Origin of the sequence: Myroides odoratimimus, assembly GCF_030326305.1 — a bacterium.
Lineage (GTDB): Bacteria > Bacteroidota > Bacteroidia > Flavobacteriales > Flavobacteriaceae > Flavobacterium > Flavobacterium odoratimimum_A.
On sequence record NZ_JACAKB010000001.1, the window covers coordinates 292027 to 314190 of the forward strand.

Consider the following 22164-nt stretch of genomic DNA (forward strand, 5'->3'; position numbering starts at 1 on the left):
TAGCGATAAAATGGGCAAAAGAATGTGGCTTTCATTATTTGTACTTTCAGGAGTTCTGTCAGTAGGAGCTGTAGCTGGAGGTATAAACCCTTTTGAATATCTAGGTAATAGAGAGATAGTTGAGGTATATAATGACCAAGATGAGCCAAAACCTGAGGTGAAAGTTGGGAAACCTCATGATATAGAACAGGCTCTTCCAAAGAATAGCGCATCAGGGAATTTTAGAGTATTCTTAGGTGAGGCAATAAAAAACAAAACAACTGGATTAGTTGTAGATGCTGAAGGAAATGCTATTGTTCCTGAAGGATATATCTATAGTTTTCACAATACTCAAGATGAAGCTAATCGCAATACTAATAAGCAAAAAGAAATTCTTTATGTAGATAAGTTTAATCCTTCTACAGCACCATTGACTAGGTTTCTTAGAGTGCAATCTGTAGTAGATGCTACTAAAGTAACAGTTAGCCCTTTTTTAATTAAAGTGAAACCAGAAGAAGGAGTTACATTAAATGATAGGGTTACAGGACGTCCTGATCAGTATCAAAATGCAGGTGAAAATGGTAATGCAACTTTTAAACTAAAAGAGGATAAAAACCAGTTGTATTATGGTAATTCTAATACAGAACTTTTCAAAGTAGATGGTGCTAGTAGAACTAAGTTAACAGATGCTGAGATTGATGAGTTTACAACCAATAAGAATCAATTAATCGAAGCTAAGATAGTACTAGACGGAGAAACAGCTACTCGTCAGTTCACACTTTATGTAGAGAAGCTAAAGGTGAGTGGCGTTAACCCAGTATTAGAATCTGTAGAGACAAGAAAAGATGATACAAATAGATATGGTAATTACGACTTGAAAAAGACAATACCTGCTTTATTAGCTGCTGGAGAAAATCCAGATTATTATACGATTACTTTTCACAAGACTGCTTATGATGCTCAGAAAAATGAGAATCCAATAGATATCTCTAAGCCTTATGAAGGAGCACATGGGACAGATGCTACTACACGTATTTCTTATAAGTTAGCTAAATCAGCTAGTCCTATTGTTTCAACAAGTCAGAAAGTAGTGTTTAAAGTGATTGATAAACCAATTATTCCAGCTCTTCAGAATGTTTCTTATTGTGATAGTAAGATTGCTTCATACAGTTTGACTATAGATGGCCAAACTAAAGTGATAGCTGATGGACGTACTATAGCTACAGATGAAGAACAAGCAGCAGAAGGATTTGACCCTAAGGGGAAATATTCTATAGGATATTTTAATTCAGAGGAAGATGCAATTGCGAATACAAATAAGATAGTAGGAGTAGAGATAACAGTGAAGTTAAATGAAGCACGTAAGATATGGACTCGTTTAACGAATCTAGAAGACAAGAATTTTAATACTGCATTTTTCTATGCATCTTTAGGATACGATAATTTAGAGACAGCAAATGTATCAACTCAAGTTTTTCCTTACTGTCAAGTAGAAAATATTAGTGGGGAATCTACTATCAATCTTAGAAAAGATGAGGATACAGTGATGGGAAAAAGTTCTTTTGTAAATACACCTGATTTAAATCCTACTGATAAAATAACAACTGTTTATTACGAAAATGAAGATGATGCAAAAGCTGATGTAAACCGTATGCCTGAGAGTAAAGTAACGGCTTACCCTATTAAGATGGGGGAAGTAAAAGGACCAATCTATACTAGAGTGATCATGACAGAAGGTTTCGATTGTAAGGCTGATAATTACTCTTCTTTTAAAGTTTCTCTTGGGGTAGAATTAGCTATAGATTATTTCCCTAAAGAAAGTACTCAACAATTATGTATTAATACAGAGACGAATGAAATAGCTCCTGTGGTGCTAAGTGTGGAGAATAAAGATGTAAAAGGTAGACCTATCGTTATAACATGGCAATATGAAGTAAGTCGAGAGAATGGTTGGATACATTATGAAACCGTACCGGGTAGTGGTAATCAAACTTCGATTAACATTGATAAGCCTGGTAACTATTGGGCAGTAGCTAGTTATGCTACTTCTCCTTACCCAGAAGTACAATCTTGTTCAAAAAAGACGATAGTATGGACAGTAAAAGCACCACCAGTAGCTGTAGTGGAAGGAGTAGATGCAACAGGAATGTTAAACAGTATGGAGATAGATGAAAAAGGAGAAACGATGGTACGCTTAGGTGTATTGGATGGAGGAACAAGTCCTATTACAGATGGTTATGATTTTGCTATTGACAATAGTGCATTTCAGCCTTCAAGTCAGTTTTATAATATACCAATCGGAGAACATATTGCTTATGCAAGAAATAGAATAACAGGATGTTCTACATCAGTTAAATTCTCAGTGTTTGGTTATCCTAAGTATTTTACTCCTAATGGAGATGGATATAATGATACATGGAATATACCAGGTCTAAAAGGACACAATGAGGCTCGTATTTATATCTATGATCGTTCTGGTAGATTATTAAAACAGTTAAGTCCACATACAGAAGGATGGGATGGAACATGGAATGGAAAACCGATGCCGTCTACAGATTATTGGTTCACTGTGGAGTTTGTGAATGATTTTAAAGCTCCGAATGATATGAATGGACGTAAGGTAAGTTATAAAGGACACTTTTCTTTAAAAAGATAATTAAGTTATGAATATAATAAAGAAGCGCTATTTAGCTATAGCATTATTGATTTTTCAAATTGGTTTTGCACAAGAAGGACTAACGGTAAATTCTGAATATTTAGCAGATAACTATTATCTTTTACATCCTGCTATGGCAGGTATTAAGAATAGTACGAATGTTAGATTGACTGTAAGACAACAGTGGAGTGGTGTAGATGATGCTCCTCGTCTTATGACGATGAATGCAAGTACTCGTCTAACTGATCAATCAGCTATCGGAATTATCGGATTTAATGATAAGAATGGTTATCACTCTCAGACTGGTTTTAAAGCGACGTATGCTCACCATATTACCTTTAGTGAATCACGTTATGATTTAAACCAATTGTCATTTGGATTGAGTGCGGGTTTTGCTCAGACGAAGTTAGATGAAAGTGAGTTTGGCGGATTTGATCCTAATGTAGCGGGAGGTATAGAATTAAAAGATTCTTATTTCTCAGTTGATTTTGGTGCTGCTTATCACTATCAAAATTTCTTTTCTATGTTTACAGTGAAGAATGCGGTAACAAGTTCTAGTAAATTATACTCGGATACAGAGAGCAATAACTTTAGAAAATATATTTTAGGTGCAGGGTATGCGTTTGGTAACACGAGATATGGAACGGGGTGGATTTATGAGCCATCTATATTAGCTCAGTATACTGAAGAACGCGAGGACTTCGCTCTAGATGTTAATATGAAGGTTTATAGACAGTTTGATTTTGGTAAGATTTGGGCTGGTGCGTCTTTTAGATCTAATTTTAATGGGACAGACTATTTCGAGAATGGAAAATCTAAAACACAACGTTATCAGTATATTTCTCCAATGTTAGGAGGAAACTATAAGAATGTTAGTTTCGCATACTCTTATACTAAGTTGATGGGAGATCTTACTTTCGGTGATGGTGCTTTCCATCAGTTTACAGTAGGATTTAATATATTTCCGAAACGTACGAGTTTAGAGTGTAATTGTCCGACAGCAAAAGATTAAATAATAAAAAAATCCCGATATTTATCGGGATTTTTTATTGCTATATATTATGATTATAAAAGAAATAAGAGGAAAATATCCTCAAATACCTGAGGACTGCTACGTGGCAGAGAATGCAACTATAGTAGGTGACGTTACATTCGGAGAGAAGTGTAGTGTATGGTTTAATGCTGTTATTCGCGGTGATGTGAACTCTATTACGATAGGAGATAAGGTGAACATACAAGATGGAGCTATCGTGCATTGTACCTATTTAAAACATCCAACTGTGATTGGTAATAATGTTTCTATAGGGCATAATGCTATGGTACATGGATGTACGATACATGATAATGTGTTAATCGGTATGGGAGCTATTGTAATGGATAATTGTGTCGTACACAGCAATACAATAATTGCAGCTGGTGCTGTTGTCACTCAGAATACGGTAGTAGAGGCAGGTTCTATATATGCTGGTATGCCAGCTAAAAAGGTAAAGGATATAAGTGCATCAGACTTTGGAGGTGAGGTAGAGCGTATAGCAGATAATTATGTGATGTATTCTAGCTGGTATAAATGATTAATTAAGAATTTTGTACAATTAATATGCAAGCTTGAGGTACCATAAATAACGTTGGGAGTATAAGTACGAGAAGTAGTTGTTTTAAACAAAATAAGTAGTATATTGCAGTGTATTAACTAAATAGTACTGTTTATGAAAAGTGAATATTCTAGATTTGAAATTTTTTGTTATCTATTTTGTGCGCTAACGATATTTACTTTCTTTGTTTATCATGTGTCTTATTCAATAGGTAAATTTGTAGCGTTTAATTTATAAATAATATACTCTAAGTCTACAAAAAAACATTATTGAGGATAAGTCAATACGGGATACATTGTAATGAAGAACCAATGTTTTTTAGAACTACATTTTATATATTAATAAAGGTCTAATACTTCATATGTATTAGACCTTTATTATAAATGATATTTTTGTGTTTATCCTAGGAACTCTTTAACGATATCGAAGAACATTTGTGGGTTCTCTGCATGTAACCAATGTCCAGTATTTGGAATCGTTTTGATAATTGCATTAGGGAAGTGTTCTTGGATAAGAACTTCATCTTTTTCTTGTATGTACTTAGAGTTTCCTCCTCTAACGAATAGCGTATTTCCTGTGTATTCAGCACCTTCTTCTACGCCTTCACCTACTACATCTTCATTTTGATTAAAAGCATTCAGGTTGAATCTAAAACCTAGCTGTCCTGGCTCTACCCAGTATAAACTTTTTAATAAGAATAACCGTGTACCCATTTCAGGAATATGTGAGGCAATGATTTCTTCTACTTCTTTTCGACTTGGTTTAGTAGAAAAGTCAACAGCATTAAGTGCTGCTAATATATCCTGATGATGTGGGGCATAGCTGCGAGGTGAAATATCTGCTACAATTAGTTTTTCTACTTTAGCTGGGTAACGAGTGGCTAACTTCATAGCTACTTTTCCTCCCATAGAGTGTCCTAATATGATAGCATCACATATAGCGTGATGATCCATATAACGAACTATATCCTCAACCATAAAGTCATAAGACCAATCGTCAGAATGAAAACTGCGACCATGATTTCTAAGATCTAATAGGTGTACTTCGTAACCTATTTCAGCCATTTGTTTACCAAAAGTATTCCAGTTGTCAGACATTCCCATGTAACCGTGCATGACAATTAAAGGGATACCTTCGCCTTCTATTTTAGAGTATAATATATCTGCCATTATTGTAATTTTCTGATATACATATTCACTACATTCTCTAATCCTAAGTAAAGAGATTCTGAAATTAAAGCATGACCAATAGAAACCTCTAGTAGGTTCGGAATATTGTTCTTAAAGAACTCAATATTCTCAAGACTTAAATCGTGCCCTGCATTAATTCCTAATCCAAGTTGGTTCGCTAATTCAGCAGCTTTAGTATAAGGTATTATAGCGTTTTCATTTCCTTTAGCATATTCAGCAGCAAAATTTTCAGTATATAACTCAATGCGATCAGCACCTACAACTTTAGCGCCTTCTACCATTTCTAATATTGGATCTACGAAAATAGAAGTACGGATATTGCGAGATTTACATTCTTGAATTACTTCTTGTAAAAATGCTTTGTGCTTAATAGTATCCCATCCCGCATTAGAAGTAAGTGCGTCTACAGCATCAGGAACTAATGTTACTTGGGTAGGTTTGCATTCATATACTAAGTTTAAGAAGTTATCCATAGGGTTACCTTCTATATTATATTCAGTGTAGACTACGTCTACTAAATCACGTGCATCTTGATAACGAATATGTCTTTCGTCAGGTCTAGGGTGTATAGTTACTCCCTGAGCTCCGAATTTTTGTACATCTTTGGCTACTTGCAATAAATTAGGAACATCTCCTCCTCTTGAGTTTCTTAGAGTAGCAATTTTGTTGATATTAACAGATAGCTTAGTCATAAAATTAAGTTTTAAAGACAAAAATACAAACTATAATTAACGTCTATTGTTTTATTTTTGATTATTTTGCACTTCTAAATAATAACCTTGAATTATGTTATCTCCTGACTTCTTTCTACTAACAGATTATCCTATCTGTAAATTGAATACGCTTATTAAAGATATTCTGCCTTATCTAGAAAAAAGTAACTATTCTCATCTTCCTGTGGTGAATAAAGATGATATCTGGATTGGTAATATCAATACAGAGGATATTTATACAGCTGATATCGATAGCACTATTCAGGATGTTATGTATGATTTAGATAAGTTCTATCTTTTAGAATCTTCTAATTTGAATCCTTTTGATTTTTTTGATTTGTTTAGTCAGTGTGATACGAATACAATTCCGCTATTAGACGAAGAGGGAAAAATAAAAGGAATATATTCTAAAGAATATTTGTTAAATGAATGGAGTAAAACAATGTTTTTTGATGAAAAGGGCACTACTTTTGTCATCGAAAAAGGACATTTAGATTATAGCTTCTCAGAAATAACACAAATAGTAGAAGGTAATAATGCTAAAATGATAGGTCTATTACTATTGTCTAATAATAATCATAATACTCAACTATTAGTTAAAACTAATAGTATCAATACAAAGGTTATTCTAGATGACCTAAGACGTTATGGTTATGAGATAGTTAGTACACTTTCAGAAGATACGCATATTAATGATCTAAAGGAAAGAACAGAATACCTTAATAAATATCTAAACATATAATATGAAGTTTGCGATTTATGGACAGACTGCCAAACCTATAGTACAAAATATAGTACGTAGGTTATTTAACTTATTTCAAAAATACGAGAACACAGAAGTAGTGTTTGAAGAAAAGTTTTACAGTCTATTGAATGAACAAGATATTCTTGATAAAGAATACCAAACGTTTGGAACGAATAATCCATTGACTAGTGAAGTGGATTTTTTTATTAGCGTGGGAGGTGATGGAACAATGTTGCGTGCCGCTAATTTTATTAAAAACACGAATATCCCAATTGTGGGAATTAATGCAGGAAGATTAGGTTTTTTAGCTAATGTACAACACGATAATTTAGAGGAGCATATTCCTTTATTGTTTGAAAGTAAGTTTAAGAGGTCAAAAAGATCTTTGTTGAGCTTAAATTGTTTACCTGAAGAAAATAATGCTTTTGATATTCAGTATGCCTTAAACGAGGTGACTGTATCAAGGAAGAATACAACTTCCATGATTACAGTAGAAACTTATTTAGATGATGAGTTTTTAGCTACTTATTGGGCTGATGGGTTGATTATATCTACTCCTTCAGGATCTACAGGATACTCTCTAAGCTGTGGTGGGCCAATAATAGAACCTGAAACAGGTTGTTTTGTATTAACTCCATTGGCACCACATAATTTAAATGTGAGACCGTTGGTTATCCGAGATAATTTAACAATTAAGTTAAAAGTAAGTTCTAGAGAGAAGCAGTTCTTAGTGTCACTTGATACAACTACAAAAGCTGTGGATAATGATACAGAATTAATTATTACTAAAGCTCCCTTTACGGTAGATTTAGTAGAGTTCCCTACTCAGAGCTTTATTAAGACATTGAGAAATAAATTACTGTGGGGAGAGGATAAGAGAAATTAAAAAAGTCAATAAACTATATACTTTTTAAGGGTTTTCTACGTTTAGAACAAAATAGCTTAACCTCATTTGGTCAATCCATGAGAAAAAATTAGATTTTGAAAGGTCTATATTACTATATTTGTAAATTATTTTAACAGAATGAATAAAATTCTTATATCTCTATTACTGATACTTACAACAGTTATAGCTAAAGCTCAGATTCACGAATTCGGTGTAGGGCTTGGGGGTTCTAATTATGTAGGAGATATTGGTTCTACTCAGTATATAGCGCCAAAGGATATGGGGTATAATGTGTTTTATCGATGGAATAGAAGTCCTAGGCACTCGTTTAGAATTAGTTATTCGCACTATAAAATAGGAGGTGATGATGCTAAGTCTGATATGGGAAGCCGAAAAGAAAGAGGATATAGTTTTACTAATACTATTCAACAATTGTCAGTTGGAATTGAATTCAATTTTTTTGAATTTGATTTACATCAGGAAAATTTTGGTTTTACACCTTATCTTTTTGTTGGAGTATCAGGTATAAGATATAATGATATTTACTTTAGACCCAGCACCCCTATTGAAGGGTTTGAGTCGACAAGTGTGGATTTAGTAAAAGGAGAAAAGAAAAATTCAATGGCTATACCTTTTGCAGGTGGGTTAAAATTAAGACTTACTCCTAAGATAAATCTGAATGCTGAAGTAGCTGCACATTATACTTTCACTAATAATTTAGATGGAAGTAGTCCTACAGACGCAAATAAAAAGTCTTATGGCTTTGGTAAAAACGGAAATGATTGGTTTTTTTACTCAGGTATATCGATAAGTTATACTTTTGGAAATAACCCATGTTATTGTGCAGATTAAATGAATTTGAAAGAACAGATTAACACAGACAATTTACCTAATCACTTAGCCATCATTATGGATGGTAACGGTAGATGGGCAAAACAAAAAGGATTTCTAAGAACGCTAGGCCATGAGAATGGTGTTAAGTCCGTGCGTACTACTATTAGCACATGCGTTAAGTTAGGAATTAAGCATTTAACTTTATATGCATTTTCTACTGAGAATTGGAATCGTCCCAAATTGGAAGTAGAGATGTTAATGAAATTATTAGTGAAGTCACTAAAAAAGGAACTCCCTACTTTTACAAAGAATAATATTAAACTTAATGCTATAGGTGATTTATCTTTATTACCAGAGAAAGTACAAGCTCAATTAAGAGATGTATTAGAACAGACTAAAGACAATACTCAAATGACTTTAACATTGGCATTGAGCTATGGTTCTAGAGCTGAACTAATAAAAGCTGTAAAAGAAATTTCATTTAAAGTTAAAAATAACTTAATTTCGGAGGCTGATATAGATGAATCAGTTATAAATAATCATCTTTACACGAGTGATCTACCTGATGTTGACCTATTAGTTAGAACAAGTGGAGAGCAACGAATAAGTAACTTTTTGTTATGGCAAATCGCTTATTCTGAGCTTTATTTTACAGAGGTACTTTGGCCGGATTTTACGGAAGAGGAACTCTATAAAGCCCTTCTTACTTATCAAAATAGAGAAAGAAGGTTTGGAAAAACAAGTGAACAAATAAAATAAAAAACGAATCTAATGTTTCAAAAAGGTACATCTCTTTTTGCACTGTTTATTGCTGGTTTAGTATACTCTCATGTGCATGCACAGGACAGTATAAAAGTCCCTTCTTTCGAAGCTCCTAAAATCTATACTTTAGGAAATATAACAGTGACAGGAAAATATAGCTTAAACCCACAAACGATAGTTACTTTTACAGGGCTTTCTAAAGGCCAAAAAATAGCTGTGCCTGGAGAAGAGCTTTCGCATGCTCTTACAAAGTTATGGAAGGTTGGTTCATTTACTGATATTAACTTCTACGAAACATCTGTTGTAAATGACACTATTAATTTAGAACTTACTTTAAATGAATTACCTCGTTTAAAAAGTGTAAAGATTAAAGGTTTTAAAAAGGCAAAGTCTGAAGCTCTTATTAAAGAAGCTAAACTGAACAGAGGTAAAATTGTTAATGACAACTTTCTATCTACTACTAAGTATTTCTTATTAAATAAGTATAAGAAGGATGGTTACTACAATACAAAGGTAACTTTAAATACTATTCCAGCTGATTCGACAGGCCGAACAGTAGAACTATTAGTTGGAATAGATAAAGGGAAAAAAGTTCGTATAGAAGAGATAGCTTTTAGTGGTAATACACAGTTAAGCGATAAGAAATTGAAAAAAGCAATGAAGGAGACTAAGCAACGTAGTCCTTTTAATCCTTTGCGTATTTTCAAGCCTTCTAAGTTTATCAAAGCTAAATATGAAGAGGATTTAGATAAACTTGTTAGTAAATATAAAGAGAATGGTTATAGAGATGCTCGTATAATTGCTGATACAACAAGCTATAATCCTGAAACAAATAGAATCAGTATAAATATTGATGTTACTGAAGGTAATAAATATTACTTCGGAGACATTCGTTTTATTGGTAACACCGTTTATACTAATAGTCAACTAAAGCAAGTATTAGGTATTGAGAAAGGTGATGTTTATAATGGAGTCTTGCTTGATAAACGTATAGATGATAAAACTGATCCCGATGGATATTATATATCAAATGTGTATCAGAATAATGGATATTTATTCTCTAACGTTAACCCAGTTGAGGTTAGAACTGCAAATGATACAATCGATTTCGAGGTGAGAATTGTGGAAGGACCTATCGCAAGGTTTAATAATATTACTGTTTCTGGTAATGATAACACACACGATCACGTAGTTCATAGAGATATAAGAACTCGTCCAGGTGAGATATGGAGTAAATCGTTAGTGATGGAAACAATTCGTAGACTTGGAGGGTTAAATATTTTTGATGCACAAGCAATTATTCCAGATGTAAAAAATGCTGATCCAAATTCTGGAACAGTTGATATCGACTGGCAAGTAACTGAAAAGGGATCGAGTCAGGTTGAGTTACAAGGAGGATACGGTGGTGGAGGATTCATCGGTACATTAGGACTGTCGTTTAATAACTTTTCATTGAGAAATATATTTAATAAGAAGTCTTATAAACCATTCCCAATGGGAGATGGACAGTCTTTATCACTACGTCTACAAGGAAGTACTTACTATCAAACATATAGTATAAGTTTCTCTGAGCCATGGTTTGGAGGGCGTAAACCTATTAACTTCTTTGGTACAGTAGCGTACAGTACACAGAATCTTTATGATTATGTAAATCGTCGTACAGATAGAAGTAGAGGATTTGATATTACAACATTACAATTTGGTATAGCTAAACAATTAAGTGTGCCAGATGATAACTTTGTATTATCTCATACTTTGAGTTTCCAATATTATAATATGAAAAATTATAATACAGGATTATTTACATTCGGAGATGGAGATTCTCGTAACTTAGCTTATCAGATCGAGTTAAGACGTGATAATCGTGGTAATGACCCGATTTTCCCAACGTTTGGTTCTTTCTTTAGTGTAAGTGGTAAGTTTACTGCTCCATATTCGTTGTTTAACAATGTAGATTATAAAAACCTTGGTGATCAGCAAGAATATAAATTAAGAGCAAAAGCAGGTGCAATAGATCCAGTAACTGGAGCGACTATCCCTGTAGGAACTTATTTAGATTCTAGCTATAGACCAGTTAATAATTGGGAAGATGCTACAGCAGATGTAGCTAAAGTGGATCAAAAGAAATTTAATTGGTTAGAATACTACAAATTAAAATTCAAAGGAGATTGGTATACAACTATCTATGATAAATTAGTAGTTCGTGCACTTGGAGAGTTTGGATATATGGGTGCTTACAACAATAATAGAGGTGTTGTTCCATTTGAAAGGTTCTATGTAGGAGGTGATGGATTAGCGAATTATTCATTAGATGGTCGTGAGGTAATTCAGTTAAGAGGATACCAAAATCAGACATTAACACCATATAATGATAGAGGAGAACAAATCGGAGGTACTATTTATAATAAATTTTCGTTAGAATTACGTTACCCTATTACATTAAAGCCAAGTGCATCAGTTTATGTGTTGACTTTCGCAGAAGCAGGGAACTCATTTGCATCATTTAAAGACTATAGTCCGTTTGAATTAAAACGTTCTGCTGGTTTTGGTGTTCGTGTGTTTATGCCGATGTTTGGATTGTTAGGTATTGACTTTGGATATGGATTCGATTCTGTGCCAGGTACTACTCAGAAGAGTGGATTTCAAACACACTTTATTCTTGGGCAATCGTTTTAATGTACTAGTTACATCATAAACTTGATTTAGAATGAAAACGTATTTAACTTTATTATTTAGTATTTTTGGATTAGTATCAGTAGTGGCTCAAGGTGGTAGTGCTCGTGTAGCCTACATTGATATGGAGTACATCTTAAGTCAGACACCAGAGTATCTACAGGCTACTAGTCAATTAGATGAAAGAGCAAATACGTGGAAAGGAGATGTTGATAAAAAGAAGGCTGAGATTAAAAAATTAAAAGATAATCTAGCAGCTGAACGAATTTTATTAACCAGAGAGTTGATAGAAGAGAAAGAAGAAGAAATCGCTATATTAGAGGATGAGCTTTTTCAATATCAACAAAAGAGATTTGGTACGTCAGGTGATTTGATTACACAAAAAATCATGTTAGCTAAACCAATACAAGATCAGGTTTTTGCTGTAGTGGAAGATATTGCAGAGGCTCGTAAATTTGATTACGTTCTAGATAAAAATTCTGAGGCTACTATGGTAATTGCTACAAAAAAACACGATATTAGCGACTTAGTTTTACGTAGACTAGCTACTGCTCGTAGAAAGCAAGGTATGACTAAATCAGAAGCACAAGCTGTTGAAGAAGAAGAGCAGAAAGAGGATGCAATGTCTCTAAGACAGAGTAGACGTGAAGAGCAACAGAGACGTAAGGAAGAAGCTGAACGTATCATGCGAATTGAGGAGAAGAAGAGAAAAGAAGAGCTAGAGAATGATGTTAACTATCAGAAAGAGCAAGAGCTTCAGAGAAGAAAAGAGGAGCAAATCAAAGAGCAGATAGAGAGACAGGAGAAACTGAAACAAGAGAAGGCGGATAAGATCGAAGCTCAGAAGAAGTTAATAGAAGAACGCAAGCAACAAGCTGAGGATAAGCGTCTGCAAAATGAGAGAAACAAGGAGCAGGCAACTCAAGAGCGTTTAAAGATGATGCAGGAGCAACAGGCAGAATCTGATAGACGTAAAGCAGAAAGAGATAAACTGATACAAGATGAGCTAGAGAGAAGAAAACAACAAGCTTTAGATCATCAGTCAAAGAAATCTTCTGTGGATATCGAGAAATTGCAAGAGGAACGCAGAATAGCTCAAGAGAAGAGAGAAGCTGATCAAAAGCGTAAGCAGGAAGAGGCGATGAAGAGACGACAAGAATTAATAGATGAGTCTCTACGTAAGCAAGAAGAAAGAAGACAGCGTATCTTAAAGGAACAAGAAGACCGAAAATTATTAATCTTGCAAAAGCAAGAAGAGGCGAGAAAGAAAGCTGAAGAAGCTAATAAAAAATAGAATAACAATAAAATATAAATCAAAAATCGAGAAAGATGAGAAAAATGAAATCTTTATTAATTGCAGCTACAATGTTTTTTGGAGTTAGTACTACAGCGGTAATGGCTCAATCTAAAGTAGCACATATCGACGTAAGAGCTTTAATGACAGAATTACCAGCGATGAAAAACGCTAATGCTGAATTAAAGAAAATAGGTGAGGGATACGAGAAAGAAATTTCTACAATGATGTCTACTTACCAAACTAAGATTCAACAATACCAAGCAGAAGCTGCTACTGCAGGTGATGCTAAAAATGAAGAAAGAGCTAAAGAAATCGACGAATTACAACAAAGAATTCAACAGTTCCAAACAACTGCTCAACAAGATTACGGTAAAAAAGAATTAGAGTTAACTCAACCTATCGTAGAAAAAGCTTTAGCAGCTATCCAGAAAGTAGGAAAATCTAAAGGATTTGACTATGTATTAGATTCTTCTAATGGTTCTGGAGTTTTATTAGCAGGAGGTGCAGACCTTTTAGCTGATGTAAAAAAAGAATTAGGAGCTAATTAATTTTAGTTTAACTAGATAATCATAATCAAAACCGCTCTTGTTAAAGAGTGGTTTTTTTTATATTTGTATATGACTAAGAACAACCCTATAGGTTTATTTGACTCAGGAATTGGAGGAACAACTATTTGGCAAGAGATTAATCTCTTAATGCCAAACGAAGATACTATCTTTATAGGTGATCAACTTTATGCTCCTTATGGAATCAAAACAAAACAAGAAATAATAGATTTATCTCTTAAAAATGTTGAGTATTTAGTCTCTCTGAATTGTAAGATTGTAGTAGTAGCCTGTAATACGGCAACGACCAATGCAATAAGCGAGATGCGAGCTAGGTGTCATATTCCTATTATAGGAATCGAACCAGCTATTAAACCAGCTACTATCTTAACGAAGACTTCTAAAATCGGTATTTTAGCGACAAAAGGAACGATTACAAGTGACTTCTTTACTTCTAAGGTAAAGATGTATCCAGATATTGAGATCATTGAGCAAATAGGTTATAACTTAGTTAACCTTATAGAGAGTGGTTGTATTGATTCTCAAGAAATGAAAGATTTGCTGCGATCATATTTAGATCCTATGGTAGAGAAAGGAATAGATACTCTAGTTTTAGGTTGTACTCATTATCCTTATCTTATACCTATTATAGAAACGATTATTCCAAAAGAAATAAAGATTATTGATTCTGGAAAAGCAGTTGCTAAACAAACAAAAAAAGTATTAGAAGAGTTGGATTTACTTACTACTCGAGAAAGTAGAGGTACTAATTATTTTTTTAGTAATACAGATGTGTCTATCCTTAAAGAGTTTGTTCCTTCTAATGGGATAGTGGAGTATAGAAATTTTTAGTCTATGTAGATTAAGAAATATTGTAAAAAGAGATATACCGAGTGTATATCTCTTTTTTATTGACTGTTTTTGTTGTTAGATAATCATTGATTTAGTAAAAATGCAAGATGTTGTTGGTTTTTAAATATGTGTGCTGTTAATGTATGCATGCATAATTCTTTTAATTTGTTAATTGTATTGTATTAAAATGAGTTTATTTGAGTTATATTTTAATAATAATTAAAAAGTAAAAATATGAATGTTAAAAATAGACTTAAATATTTGTAAAACTAATAGAACTGTATATATTTGAAATAAACGAATTATAAATAACAGTTAATTATGATAAGAAAATTATTATCACTGTCTCTACTTACTTTGATATCTACATCAGCCTTTGCTGGGGGGTATAGAGTTGCAATGCAAGGAAATAAACAACTTGCAATGGGACATACGGGAGTAGCAGTCATAAGTAGTGGTGCGGAATCTTTATTCTTCAACCCTGCTGCATCTGTTTATTTGGAAGATAAGTTTAATTTTTCAGGAGGTGTTAGTGTTTTAGTCGCTGATACTAAATTTCAGAATAAAACTTATGGATGGGAGAATGAAACTCGTAATCCAGGAACACCATTCTATGCATATGGTACTTATAAGGCTACTGATTGGATGACAGTTGGTCTAGCTATTTATTCGCCATACGGTAGTAAAGTAGAATGGGATAAAGATTGGCAAGGTTCACACTTAGTTAATAATATTGATTTAAAGGCAATCTATTTTCAACCAACTGTAGCTATTAAAGTTAGTAAACACTTCAGTTTTGGTGGGGGACCTATTTTCGTAAATGGTGGAGTTACATTTAATAAAAACTTGTCTCGTAGTATGACTGATGAGCAAGGGAATAGAACGAATGTAACAGTAGAAGCTAAAAACGTTACTGCTTGGGGATGGACAGCTGGATATATGGTGAATGTAGATGATCATCTAAGATTAGGATTAAACTATCGTTCTAAAATTGTTATGGATGAGAAGAGCGGTAAGTCTAAATTCTCTGATGTACCAGGATATGGTCAAGGATTGTTTACAAATGGAAAAATTAAAGCACAGATGCCTTTGCCAGCAGAATTGGCAGTAGGAGCATCTTATACTTGGAATAAGTGGTTATTTGCTTTTGATTATAATAGAACATTTTGGAATGCATATAAAGCATTAGAGATTGAGTTCGTAGACAACCCTGCAATTGGAACATCTGTAAATCCTCGTAATTATAAAGACTCAAGTACTTATCGTTTAGGATTACAGTATACAATGAATGATCAGTTAACACTTAGAGCTGGTTGGTATTATGACGAAAGCCCTGTACAAGAGGGATATTTTGCCCCAGAAACGCCACGTAATGATTCTCGCGCTTATACAGGAGGATTTAGTTATAAGTTTAAGAATGGTATAGCAATAGATATGTCATTGACTTATTTACACTTTAGTGATACAAATAGTTCTTATGACTATTTTATGGAAGATGGTCAGAATGTGTCTTTTGGAGGGACTTATAAGTCTTCTGTAATCAGTGGTGGTCTAGGAGTAAGCTATAGTTTTTAATTTAATTAGGAAGAAATCATGAAAAAAAGATATTTATTATTACCTGCCATTGCTTTATTAGCAGCATGTGAACCTTCAATTAAAGACGAGATTAATTCAGGAACATATTATGCAGGAGAAGCTGACTTTAGTTCATACGTAGCTCTTGGAAACTCTCTTACTTCTGGGTTTATGGATGGAACTGTTTTTAAATCAGGACAGAAGAACTCATTTCCTAATATATTGGCAACACAATTTAAAGTAGTAGGAGGTGGAGAGTTCACTCAACCATCATTTGAAGATGATATTAATGATGTAGGAGGTTTATTGTTTGGAGGGCAAGCGAATCCAGGCTTTCCAACAAGAATGATTGTTAATATGATGCCTGGAGCTGATGGACAAGCTATAGGGCCTCAGAATATTGATAGAGCAGTAACTATAGAAGCGACTAAGCAACAGAAAAAAGCATATCACAATGCTGGTGTACCTGGTGCTAAGACTTTCCATTTAATAGCACCTGGATATGGTAATCCATCGGGGTTATTAACCACTCCTGCTACCGCTAACCCATACTTTGTACGCACGGCTACAGCGGATAATGCGACAGTGTTAGGTGATGCGATGAGTCTGAAGCCAACATTCTTTACGAACTGGATTGGGGCTAATGATGTATTAGCATATGCTACTTCAGGAGGAGAAGGTGTGGATCAAAATAAAGCAGGAGGACTTAATCCTGCAATGTATGGTTCAAATGATATTACTCATGTAGGAGTATTTAAACAAGTGTATGAACAAATCACGAGTACCTTAACTTCTCAAGGTGCAAAAGGTGTGGTAGCTACTGTTCCTGATGTGACAGCGATTCCATTTTTTACGACAGTACCTTATAATCCATTATCTCCTAAACTTATCGGTGAAGGTAATATTGATCAATTAAATAGCTTAATAGGATTATTAAAGCAAATTTTAGCAAAAGGAGGACAGGGGGATAGACTTCAATTGATATCTAAAACTTCAGCTAATCCACTTTTAATTCAAGACAAAACTTTGGCAGATATGTCTCCTTTATTAGAGGGAGGGTTAACACAAGTAGTTGGAGCAGGTTTATTTCCTGTAAAATTAACACCTGAGCAAATCAAGTTTATTGCAATGTCTTATGGACAGGCTAGACATGCTACTGCAAAAGATTTAATGCTGTTAACAAGTAAGGCACAGATTGGAGCTTCATTACCTCAGTCAACAGGTAACCCTACAATGGATGCTATGCTGAAAAAAGGAGTTAGTTTCCCTATTAGTGATTCTTTTGTACTTAACCCTACAGAACAAGCAAATATCAAAGAAGCTACAGTTCAATTTAATAGTATTATTAAAGCAACAGCTGCTAGTAAAGGATTAGCTGTAGCTGATATGAATGATATCTTAAATAAAGCAGTTTCTGGACTTAGAGTAGAAGATGGTCAAATCTATACAGCTAATTATTTCCAAGGAATGGGGAATTTAAATACGGTTATGTTCTCATTAGATGGAGTACATTTAAATGGAAGAGGCTATGCATTTATAGCTTCAGAGATTTTAAGATCTATTAATAAACATTATAAGGCTAGTATACCATTAGTTAATCCTGCTGTATACCCTGGGCCAACATTAATGGTTGGTAATAAGTAAAATTCTTTTTAATTTTAAACAAAAAATTAAATATGGGATTTATCATTAGATTATTAATTACTACTGGTTTAGTTGTTTTATTAGCAAATATATTACCAGGAGTTTTTGTAGAGAGTTTTACTACTGGACTATGGGTGGCGGTAGCGCTAGGGATATTAAATATGTTTTTAAGACCTATTTTAGTGTTTATGACATTACCTGCGACTATTGTTACTATGGGATTGTTCTTACTTGTAATTAACGCAGTTATCATACAGTTAGCAGCCTATTTTGTTAATGGTTTTACAGTAAGTGGATTTTGGACTGCATTACTATTTAGTGTTGTCTTGACATTTTGTCAATCTATAGTAAATGGGTTTCTACAAAAAGATGAGCCTAGAAGAGGATAAAAAAATTAATAGTTGAAATACAATTACTTAAAAAGTTGTTTGGGTTGTAAAAATAATATATTTTTGCAACCCAATTTTATATGTAAATACATCAAAAATGAATATTACAAGAAATAATGTAGATGCTCTTAATGCAATCGTAACTATTGAGCTTGCAAAAGAAGATTACCAAGGTAATGTAGATAACGTTTTATCTAACTACAAAAAGAACGCAAACGTTCCTGGATTTAGAAAAGGTGCAGTTCCAATGAGTTTAATCGTAAAACAATATGGTAAAGCTGTATTGTTCGAAGAAGTAAACAAAATTTTGCAAGAAAAATTAAGTAACTATCTTGTAGAAGAAAAATTAGATATTTTAGGAAATCCATTACCAGTAGCTAATGATATTAACTGGGATGCAGATGTATTAAAATTTGATTTTGAATTAGGATTAGCTCCTGAGTTCTCTTTAGACTTAGAAGGTAAAAATAAAATCAAGAAGTTCAAAGTTGTAGCTGATGACGCTATGCTTGACGAGCAAGTTGAGTTTATTCAAAAACAATACGGAAAAATGATCTCTAAAGAGATAGTAGAAGAGACATCAGAAATGGTAGGTACTTTTGTTAACGAAGAAGAGGGAATCAACAATGAAGTTAAAATTGCTGTAAGCGATATCAGAACTAAAACTAACCAAAAGAAATTTATAGGTAAAAAAGTAGGTGACCAAGTTACTGTAAGTACTAAAGGTTTATTCGAAGATGACCATAAATTAATGGAAGTTTTAGCTGTTGATCACGATAAAGTTCACGGATTAGAAATTGATGTAGTATTTACTATCAACGAAATCAATGAAACAGAGAAAGCTGAATTAAACCAAGAGTTATTCGATAAATTGTTTGGAGAAGGAGTTGTTACTTCTGTTGAGCAATTAAAAGAAAAAATCAAAGAAGATGCTGAAAAGCAATTTGCTAGTCAAGCAGATCAAAAATTCTTAAATGATGTTTACGAGCATTTATTAGAGAATACGTCATTTGAATTACCAGCTGCTTTCTTAACTAAATGGTTAATGGATGCAGGCGAGACTCCAATGACTGCTGAAGAGGCTGCTGCTGAGTACACAAAATCAGAAAAAGGTTTACGTTACCAATTAGTAGAAGGTAAAGTAATGTCTCAATATGACTTACAATTAAACTTCGAAGAAATTAAAGAATATACTACTAAGTTGATTAAAGATCAAATGGCTCAGTTTGGACAAATGGATCCTGAAGCTAAAGTAGTTGAAGATATTGTTGCTAGAGTAATGACTAACCAAGATGAAGTTAGACGTATTTCTGAGCAAGTTATGAATGAAAAAGTGTTAGCTTTATTTAACGATAAAGTAAAAGCTGAAGTAAAAGAAGTATCTTACAAAGATTTCGTTAAGGAAATGTACGGAGAATAATATCCGGAAAAAAATAAGTATATTTGAGCGTCTTTCTGTTAAAGAGAGGCGCTTATTTTTTTATATAGTATTTAAAATAAATTGAAGAAGAATATGGATTTTGGTAAAGAGTTTCAAAAATTTGCTACAAAGCACCAAGGAATAAATAGTATGTACTACGATAAAATCGTTAGTAGTATGACTCCTTACATTATAGAAGAAAGACAGATGAACGTTGCTTCTATGGATGTGTTCTCACGTTTAATGATGGATAGAATCATCTTCATGGGAACAGCTATTGATGATTATGTAGCGAATATTATACAGGCGCAGTTATTATTCTTAGAAAGTGTAGATAACGAGAAGGACATTAGTATCTATGTGAACTCTCCTGGAGGAGGTGTTTATGCTGGATTAGGTATCTATGATACTATGCAGTTAATCAAACCTGATGTAGCAACGATTTGTACAGGTATGGCAGCATCAATGGGAGCTGTATTATTATGTGCTGGAGCTGCAGGAAAACGTTCTGCATTACCACATTCACGAGTGATGATTCACCAACCATTAGGAGGAGCACAAGGACAAGCTTCTGATATCGAAATTACAGCTCGTGAGATATTAAAATTAAAAGATGAATTATACGAAATCATCTCTAAGCACTCAGGACAATCTATGGAGAAAGTACATCATGATAGTGATCGTGACTATTGGATGATTGCACAAGAGGCTAAAGAATATGGAATGATTGATGAGGTTTTAATTAGAAAATAATTTATGGCTAAAGAAGAAATGTCATGTTCATTCTGTGGACGTGCTAAATCTGATACAAATATTCTAATTGCTGGTATAGATGCTCATATTTGTGATCGTTGTGTAGAGCAAGCTTATGGTATAGTATTAGAAGAACAACAGTCAAAACATTTAAGTGATTTGTCAAGTGATTTATTACTTAAGAAACCAATGGAAATAAGAGCGTTCTTAGATGAGTATGTCATAGGACAAGATCAAACTAAGAAAGTAATGTCTGTAGCTGTTTATAATCACTATAAACGTCTTCTACAAGAAATGAATGGAGATGATCAAGATATCGAAATCGAAAAGAGTAATATCTTGATGGTGGGACAGACAGGTACAGGTAAAACATTAGTAGCAAAAACAATTGCTAGAATGTTGAACGTACCATTAGCTATTGTAGATGCGACAGTATTAACAGAGGCTGGTTATGTAGGAGAAGACGTAGAAGGTATTCTTACTAAACTTTTACAAGCTGCAGATTACGATGTGGAAAAAGCAGAGCGTGGTATCATCTTTATAGATGAGATAGATAAAATCGCGCGTAAGAGTGATAACCCATCGATAACACGTGATGTGTCAGGAGAAGGAGTTCAGCAGGCTCTATTAAAGCTTCTAGAAGGAAGTATAGTAAATGTACCACCTAAAGGAGGAAGAAAGCATCCAGATCAGAAGTTTATAGAAGTAAACACAAAGAACATTCTATTCGTAGCAGGAGGAGCTTTTGACGGAATTGAAAGACTTATTTCTAAACGATTAAATATGCAAGCTGTAGGATATAAGTCTACAGTAGAAGGAGATCAAGTTGATCGTACTAACTTAATGCAGTATATTATTCCTAAGGATATTAAGGACTATGGATTAATTCCTGAGATTATTGGAAGGTTACCTGTATTAACGCATATGGATCCATTAGATAAGACGACATTGCGTGCAATTCTTACGGAACCTAAAAATGCTCTAATAAAACAATATGAAAAGCTATTCGAAATGGATGGTATTAAGTTCTCTATTACTGATGAGGCATTAGATTATATTGTGGATAAAGCACTAGAGTATAAGTTAGGAGCTAGAGGATTGAGATCATTATGTGAAGCTATTCTAACAGACGCTATGTATGAGTTACCTAGCCAAGATGGAGTAAAAGAGTTAAATGTAGATAAAGACTACACGGCTCAGGCATTAAATAAAAATTTATTGCAACGATTAGAAGTTGCATCATAATAAAAAAGCAGGAAAGATCTTCCTGCTTTTTTTATTGAGTAAATTGTTTTCTCAATTTCATATATTTCTTAAGTTGGTTGGATGTTATTCTGTTCTGATTAATTAAAAGATTTAATTTATTATCTAATACATTAATATCTAACATGAGATCAGAGTATCTTTTTAAGGCATCTTTATTACCATATAACGCTTTTGGGTATATTTCTGAGTAGATAGAAGCATGTTGACTGTAAATAGTAAGTATAGAGTCTATTTCTACTTGGTAAGCTTTATCTTCTTCTGTAGGCTCCATTACTGTATATCGCCCTTCATTACAACCAGAAAAAAGAAGAAAGAAAGAGATAACTAATAGATAAACATATTTTTGCATAATACAGTATGATTTATGGAAGGTAAAAGTACTGGCTATAAATG

20 protein-coding genes are annotated in these 22164 nt (G+C 33.5%); 17 read left to right on the top strand and 3 right to left on the bottom strand.

What is annotated here, in order from left to right:
- The first annotated feature begins 22 nt into the window (after positions 1-22).
- Genes HX049_RS01280 through HX049_RS01290 form a run of 3 tightly spaced genes read left to right on the top strand, consistent with a single transcriptional unit; the run spans position 23 to position 4206 of the window.
- The gene (locus HX049_RS01280) at positions 23-2635 is read left to right on the top strand and encodes a T9SS type B sorting domain-containing protein (protein WP_286413502.1); all 2613 of its coding nucleotides are present in this window, start codon (positions 23-25) and stop codon (positions 2633-2635) included.
- Positions 2636-2642: 7 nt separating this feature from the next.
- A complete protein-coding gene (locus HX049_RS01285) occupies positions 2643-3647 on the top strand; it encodes a PorP/SprF family type IX secretion system membrane protein (protein WP_286413503.1) in 1005 nt (334 codons plus the stop codon).
- Between the two features lie 49 nt (positions 3648-3696).
- Positions 3697-4206 carry a gamma carbonic anhydrase family protein gene (locus tag HX049_RS01290; protein WP_006257332.1) on the top strand — a complete coding sequence of 170 codons (510 nt, stop codon included), beginning with the start codon at positions 3697-3699 and terminating at the stop codon, positions 4204-4206.
- A gap of 419 nt (positions 4207-4625) precedes the next feature.
- On the opposite strand, the gene HX049_RS01295 is transcribed toward HX049_RS01290, so the two are convergent.
- Both HX049_RS01295 and HX049_RS01300 read right to left on the bottom strand, forming a co-directional pair.
- Positions 4626-5396 (bottom strand): alpha/beta fold hydrolase, encoded by a 771-nt coding sequence (locus HX049_RS01295; RefSeq protein ID WP_286413504.1) that lies wholly within the window; start codon positions 5394-5396, stop codon positions 4626-4628.
- Complete coding sequence (locus HX049_RS01300) at positions 5396-6109, bottom strand: pyridoxine 5'-phosphate synthase (protein WP_286413505.1); 714 nt, start codon at positions 6107-6109, stop codon at positions 5396-5398. Before HX049_RS01300 ends, HX049_RS01295 begins: the two co-directional genes overlap by 1 nt.
- A 94-nt stretch (positions 6110-6203) precedes the next feature.
- Here HX049_RS01300 and HX049_RS01305 point away from each other — a divergent pair, with 94 nt between their 5' ends.
- The 14 genes from HX049_RS01305 to clpX all read left to right on the top strand — a co-directional run bounded on the left by HX049_RS01305 (position 6204) and on the right by clpX (position 21750).
- On the top strand, positions 6204-6872 hold the full coding sequence (locus tag HX049_RS01305; protein ID WP_041888918.1) for a CBS domain-containing protein: 669 nt from the start codon (positions 6204-6206) through the stop codon (positions 6870-6872).
- A 1-nt stretch (position 6873) separates the two neighbouring features.
- Entirely contained in the window at positions 6874-7761 is an 888-nt protein-coding gene (locus HX049_RS01310) for an NAD kinase (protein WP_286413506.1), read from the top strand.
- Between the two features lie 138 nt (positions 7762-7899).
- The gene (locus HX049_RS01315; protein WP_286413507.1) at positions 7900-8613 is read left to right on the top strand and encodes a DUF6089 family protein; all 714 of its coding nucleotides are present in this window, start codon (positions 7900-7902) and stop codon (positions 8611-8613) included.
- Positions 8614-9354, top strand: a complete 741-nt coding sequence (locus tag HX049_RS01320) for an isoprenyl transferase (protein WP_286413508.1) — start codon at positions 8614-8616, stop codon at positions 9352-9354. It abuts the gene before it with no gap.
- 12 nt (positions 9355-9366) lie between these two features.
- Positions 9367-12033, top strand: coding sequence for a BamA/OMP85 family outer membrane protein (locus HX049_RS01325; protein ID WP_286413509.1), 2667 nt, complete (start codon positions 9367-9369; stop codon positions 12031-12033).
- A gap of 31 nt (positions 12034-12064) precedes the next feature.
- Complete coding sequence (locus tag HX049_RS01330; RefSeq protein ID WP_286413510.1) at positions 12065-13324, top strand: OmpH family outer membrane protein; 1260 nt, start codon at positions 12065-12067, stop codon at positions 13322-13324.
- Between the two features lie 35 nt (positions 13325-13359).
- Entirely contained in the window at positions 13360-13875 is a 516-nt protein-coding gene (locus tag HX049_RS01335; RefSeq protein ID WP_006257321.1) for an OmpH family outer membrane protein, read from the top strand.
- Positions 13876-13944: 69 nt separating this feature from the next.
- Positions 13945-14724: a glutamate racemase gene (gene murI / locus HX049_RS01340; protein ID WP_041888930.1), complete on the top strand. Its 780-nt coding sequence runs from the start codon at positions 13945-13947 to the stop codon at positions 14722-14724.
- Positions 14725-15045: 321 nt separating this feature from the next.
- Positions 15046-16299, top strand: coding sequence for an OmpP1/FadL family transporter (locus tag HX049_RS01345; RefSeq protein WP_286413511.1), 1254 nt, complete (start codon positions 15046-15048; stop codon positions 16297-16299).
- A gap of 18 nt (positions 16300-16317) precedes the next feature.
- Positions 16318-17943, top strand: coding sequence for a hypothetical protein (locus tag HX049_RS01350; protein ID WP_286413512.1), 1626 nt, complete (start codon positions 16318-16320; stop codon positions 17941-17943).
- A gap of 32 nt (positions 17944-17975) precedes the next feature.
- Complete coding sequence (locus HX049_RS01355) at positions 17976-18332, top strand: phage holin family protein (protein ID WP_286413513.1); 357 nt, start codon at positions 17976-17978, stop codon at positions 18330-18332.
- A gap of 97 nt (positions 18333-18429) precedes the next feature.
- Positions 18430-19752 (top strand): trigger factor, encoded by a 1323-nt coding sequence (tig, locus tag HX049_RS01360; RefSeq protein ID WP_286413514.1) that lies wholly within the window; start codon positions 18430-18432, stop codon positions 19750-19752.
- 93 nt (positions 19753-19845) lie between these two features.
- Positions 19846-20505 carry an ATP-dependent Clp endopeptidase proteolytic subunit ClpP gene (gene clpP, locus HX049_RS01365; RefSeq protein WP_006257315.1) on the top strand — a complete coding sequence of 220 codons (660 nt, stop codon included), beginning with the start codon at positions 19846-19848 and terminating at the stop codon, positions 20503-20505.
- A 3-nt stretch (positions 20506-20508) separates the two neighbouring features.
- Positions 20509-21750, top strand: a complete 1242-nt coding sequence (gene clpX, locus HX049_RS01370; protein ID WP_006257314.1) for an ATP-dependent Clp protease ATP-binding subunit ClpX — start codon at positions 20509-20511, stop codon at positions 21748-21750.
- A gap of 31 nt (positions 21751-21781) precedes the next feature.
- Here the strand turns inward: clpX and HX049_RS01375 are convergent, their stop codons facing one another.
- Positions 21782-22120 carry a hypothetical protein gene (locus HX049_RS01375; RefSeq protein WP_286413515.1) on the bottom strand — a complete coding sequence of 113 codons (339 nt, stop codon included), beginning with the start codon at positions 22118-22120 and terminating at the stop codon, positions 21782-21784.
- Positions 22121-22164 lie beyond the last annotated feature (44 nt).

Bases quoted from the DNA above. Each gene is read 5' to 3' on its own strand.
- tig (WP_286413514.1), top strand. From the start codon at position 18,430: ATGAATATTACAAGAAATAATGTAGATGCTCTTAATGCAATCGTAACT.
- HX049_RS01330 (WP_286413510.1), top strand. From the start codon at position 12,065: ATGAAAACGTATTTAACTTTATTATTTAGTATTTTTGGATTAGTATCA.
- HX049_RS01310 (WP_286413506.1), top strand. From the start codon at position 6,874: ATGAAGTTTGCGATTTATGGACAGACTGCCAAACCTATAGTACAAAAT.
- HX049_RS01300 (WP_286413505.1), bottom strand. From the start codon at position 6,109: ATGACTAAGCTATCTGTTAATATCAACAAAATTGCTACTCTAAGAAAC.
- clpX (WP_006257314.1), top strand. From the start codon at position 20,509: ATGGCTAAAGAAGAAATGTCATGTTCATTCTGTGGACGTGCTAAATCT.
- HX049_RS01290 (WP_006257332.1), top strand. From the start codon at position 3,697: ATGATTATAAAAGAAATAAGAGGAAAATATCCTCAAATACCTGAGGAC.
- HX049_RS01320 (WP_286413508.1), top strand. From the start codon at position 8,614: ATGAATTTGAAAGAACAGATTAACACAGACAATTTACCTAATCACTTA.
- HX049_RS01355 (WP_286413513.1), top strand. From the start codon at position 17,976: ATGGGATTTATCATTAGATTATTAATTACTACTGGTTTAGTTGTTTTA.
- HX049_RS01295 (WP_286413504.1), bottom strand. From the start codon at position 5,396: ATGGCAGATATATTATACTCTAAAATAGAAGGCGAAGGTATCCCTTTA.
- HX049_RS01285 (WP_286413503.1), top strand. From the start codon at position 2,643: ATGAATATAATAAAGAAGCGCTATTTAGCTATAGCATTATTGATTTTT.
- murI (WP_041888930.1), top strand. From the start codon at position 13,945: ATGACTAAGAACAACCCTATAGGTTTATTTGACTCAGGAATTGGAGGA.
- HX049_RS01335 (WP_006257321.1), top strand. From the start codon at position 13,360: ATGAGAAAAATGAAATCTTTATTAATTGCAGCTACAATGTTTTTTGGA.
- HX049_RS01375 (WP_286413515.1), bottom strand. From the start codon at position 22,120: ATGCAAAAATATGTTTATCTATTAGTTATCTCTTTCTTTCTTCTTTTT.
- clpP (WP_006257315.1), top strand. From the start codon at position 19,846: ATGGATTTTGGTAAAGAGTTTCAAAAATTTGCTACAAAGCACCAAGGA.
- HX049_RS01280 (WP_286413502.1), top strand. From the start codon at position 23: ATGTGGCTTTCATTATTTGTACTTTCAGGAGTTCTGTCAGTAGGAGCT.
- HX049_RS01345 (WP_286413511.1), top strand. From the start codon at position 15,046: ATGATAAGAAAATTATTATCACTGTCTCTACTTACTTTGATATCTACA.
- HX049_RS01315 (WP_286413507.1), top strand. From the start codon at position 7,900: ATGAATAAAATTCTTATATCTCTATTACTGATACTTACAACAGTTATA.
- HX049_RS01325 (WP_286413509.1), top strand. From the start codon at position 9,367: ATGTTTCAAAAAGGTACATCTCTTTTTGCACTGTTTATTGCTGGTTTA.
- HX049_RS01350 (WP_286413512.1), top strand. From the start codon at position 16,318: ATGAAAAAAAGATATTTATTATTACCTGCCATTGCTTTATTAGCAGCA.
- HX049_RS01305 (WP_041888918.1), top strand. From the start codon at position 6,204: ATGTTATCTCCTGACTTCTTTCTACTAACAGATTATCCTATCTGTAAA.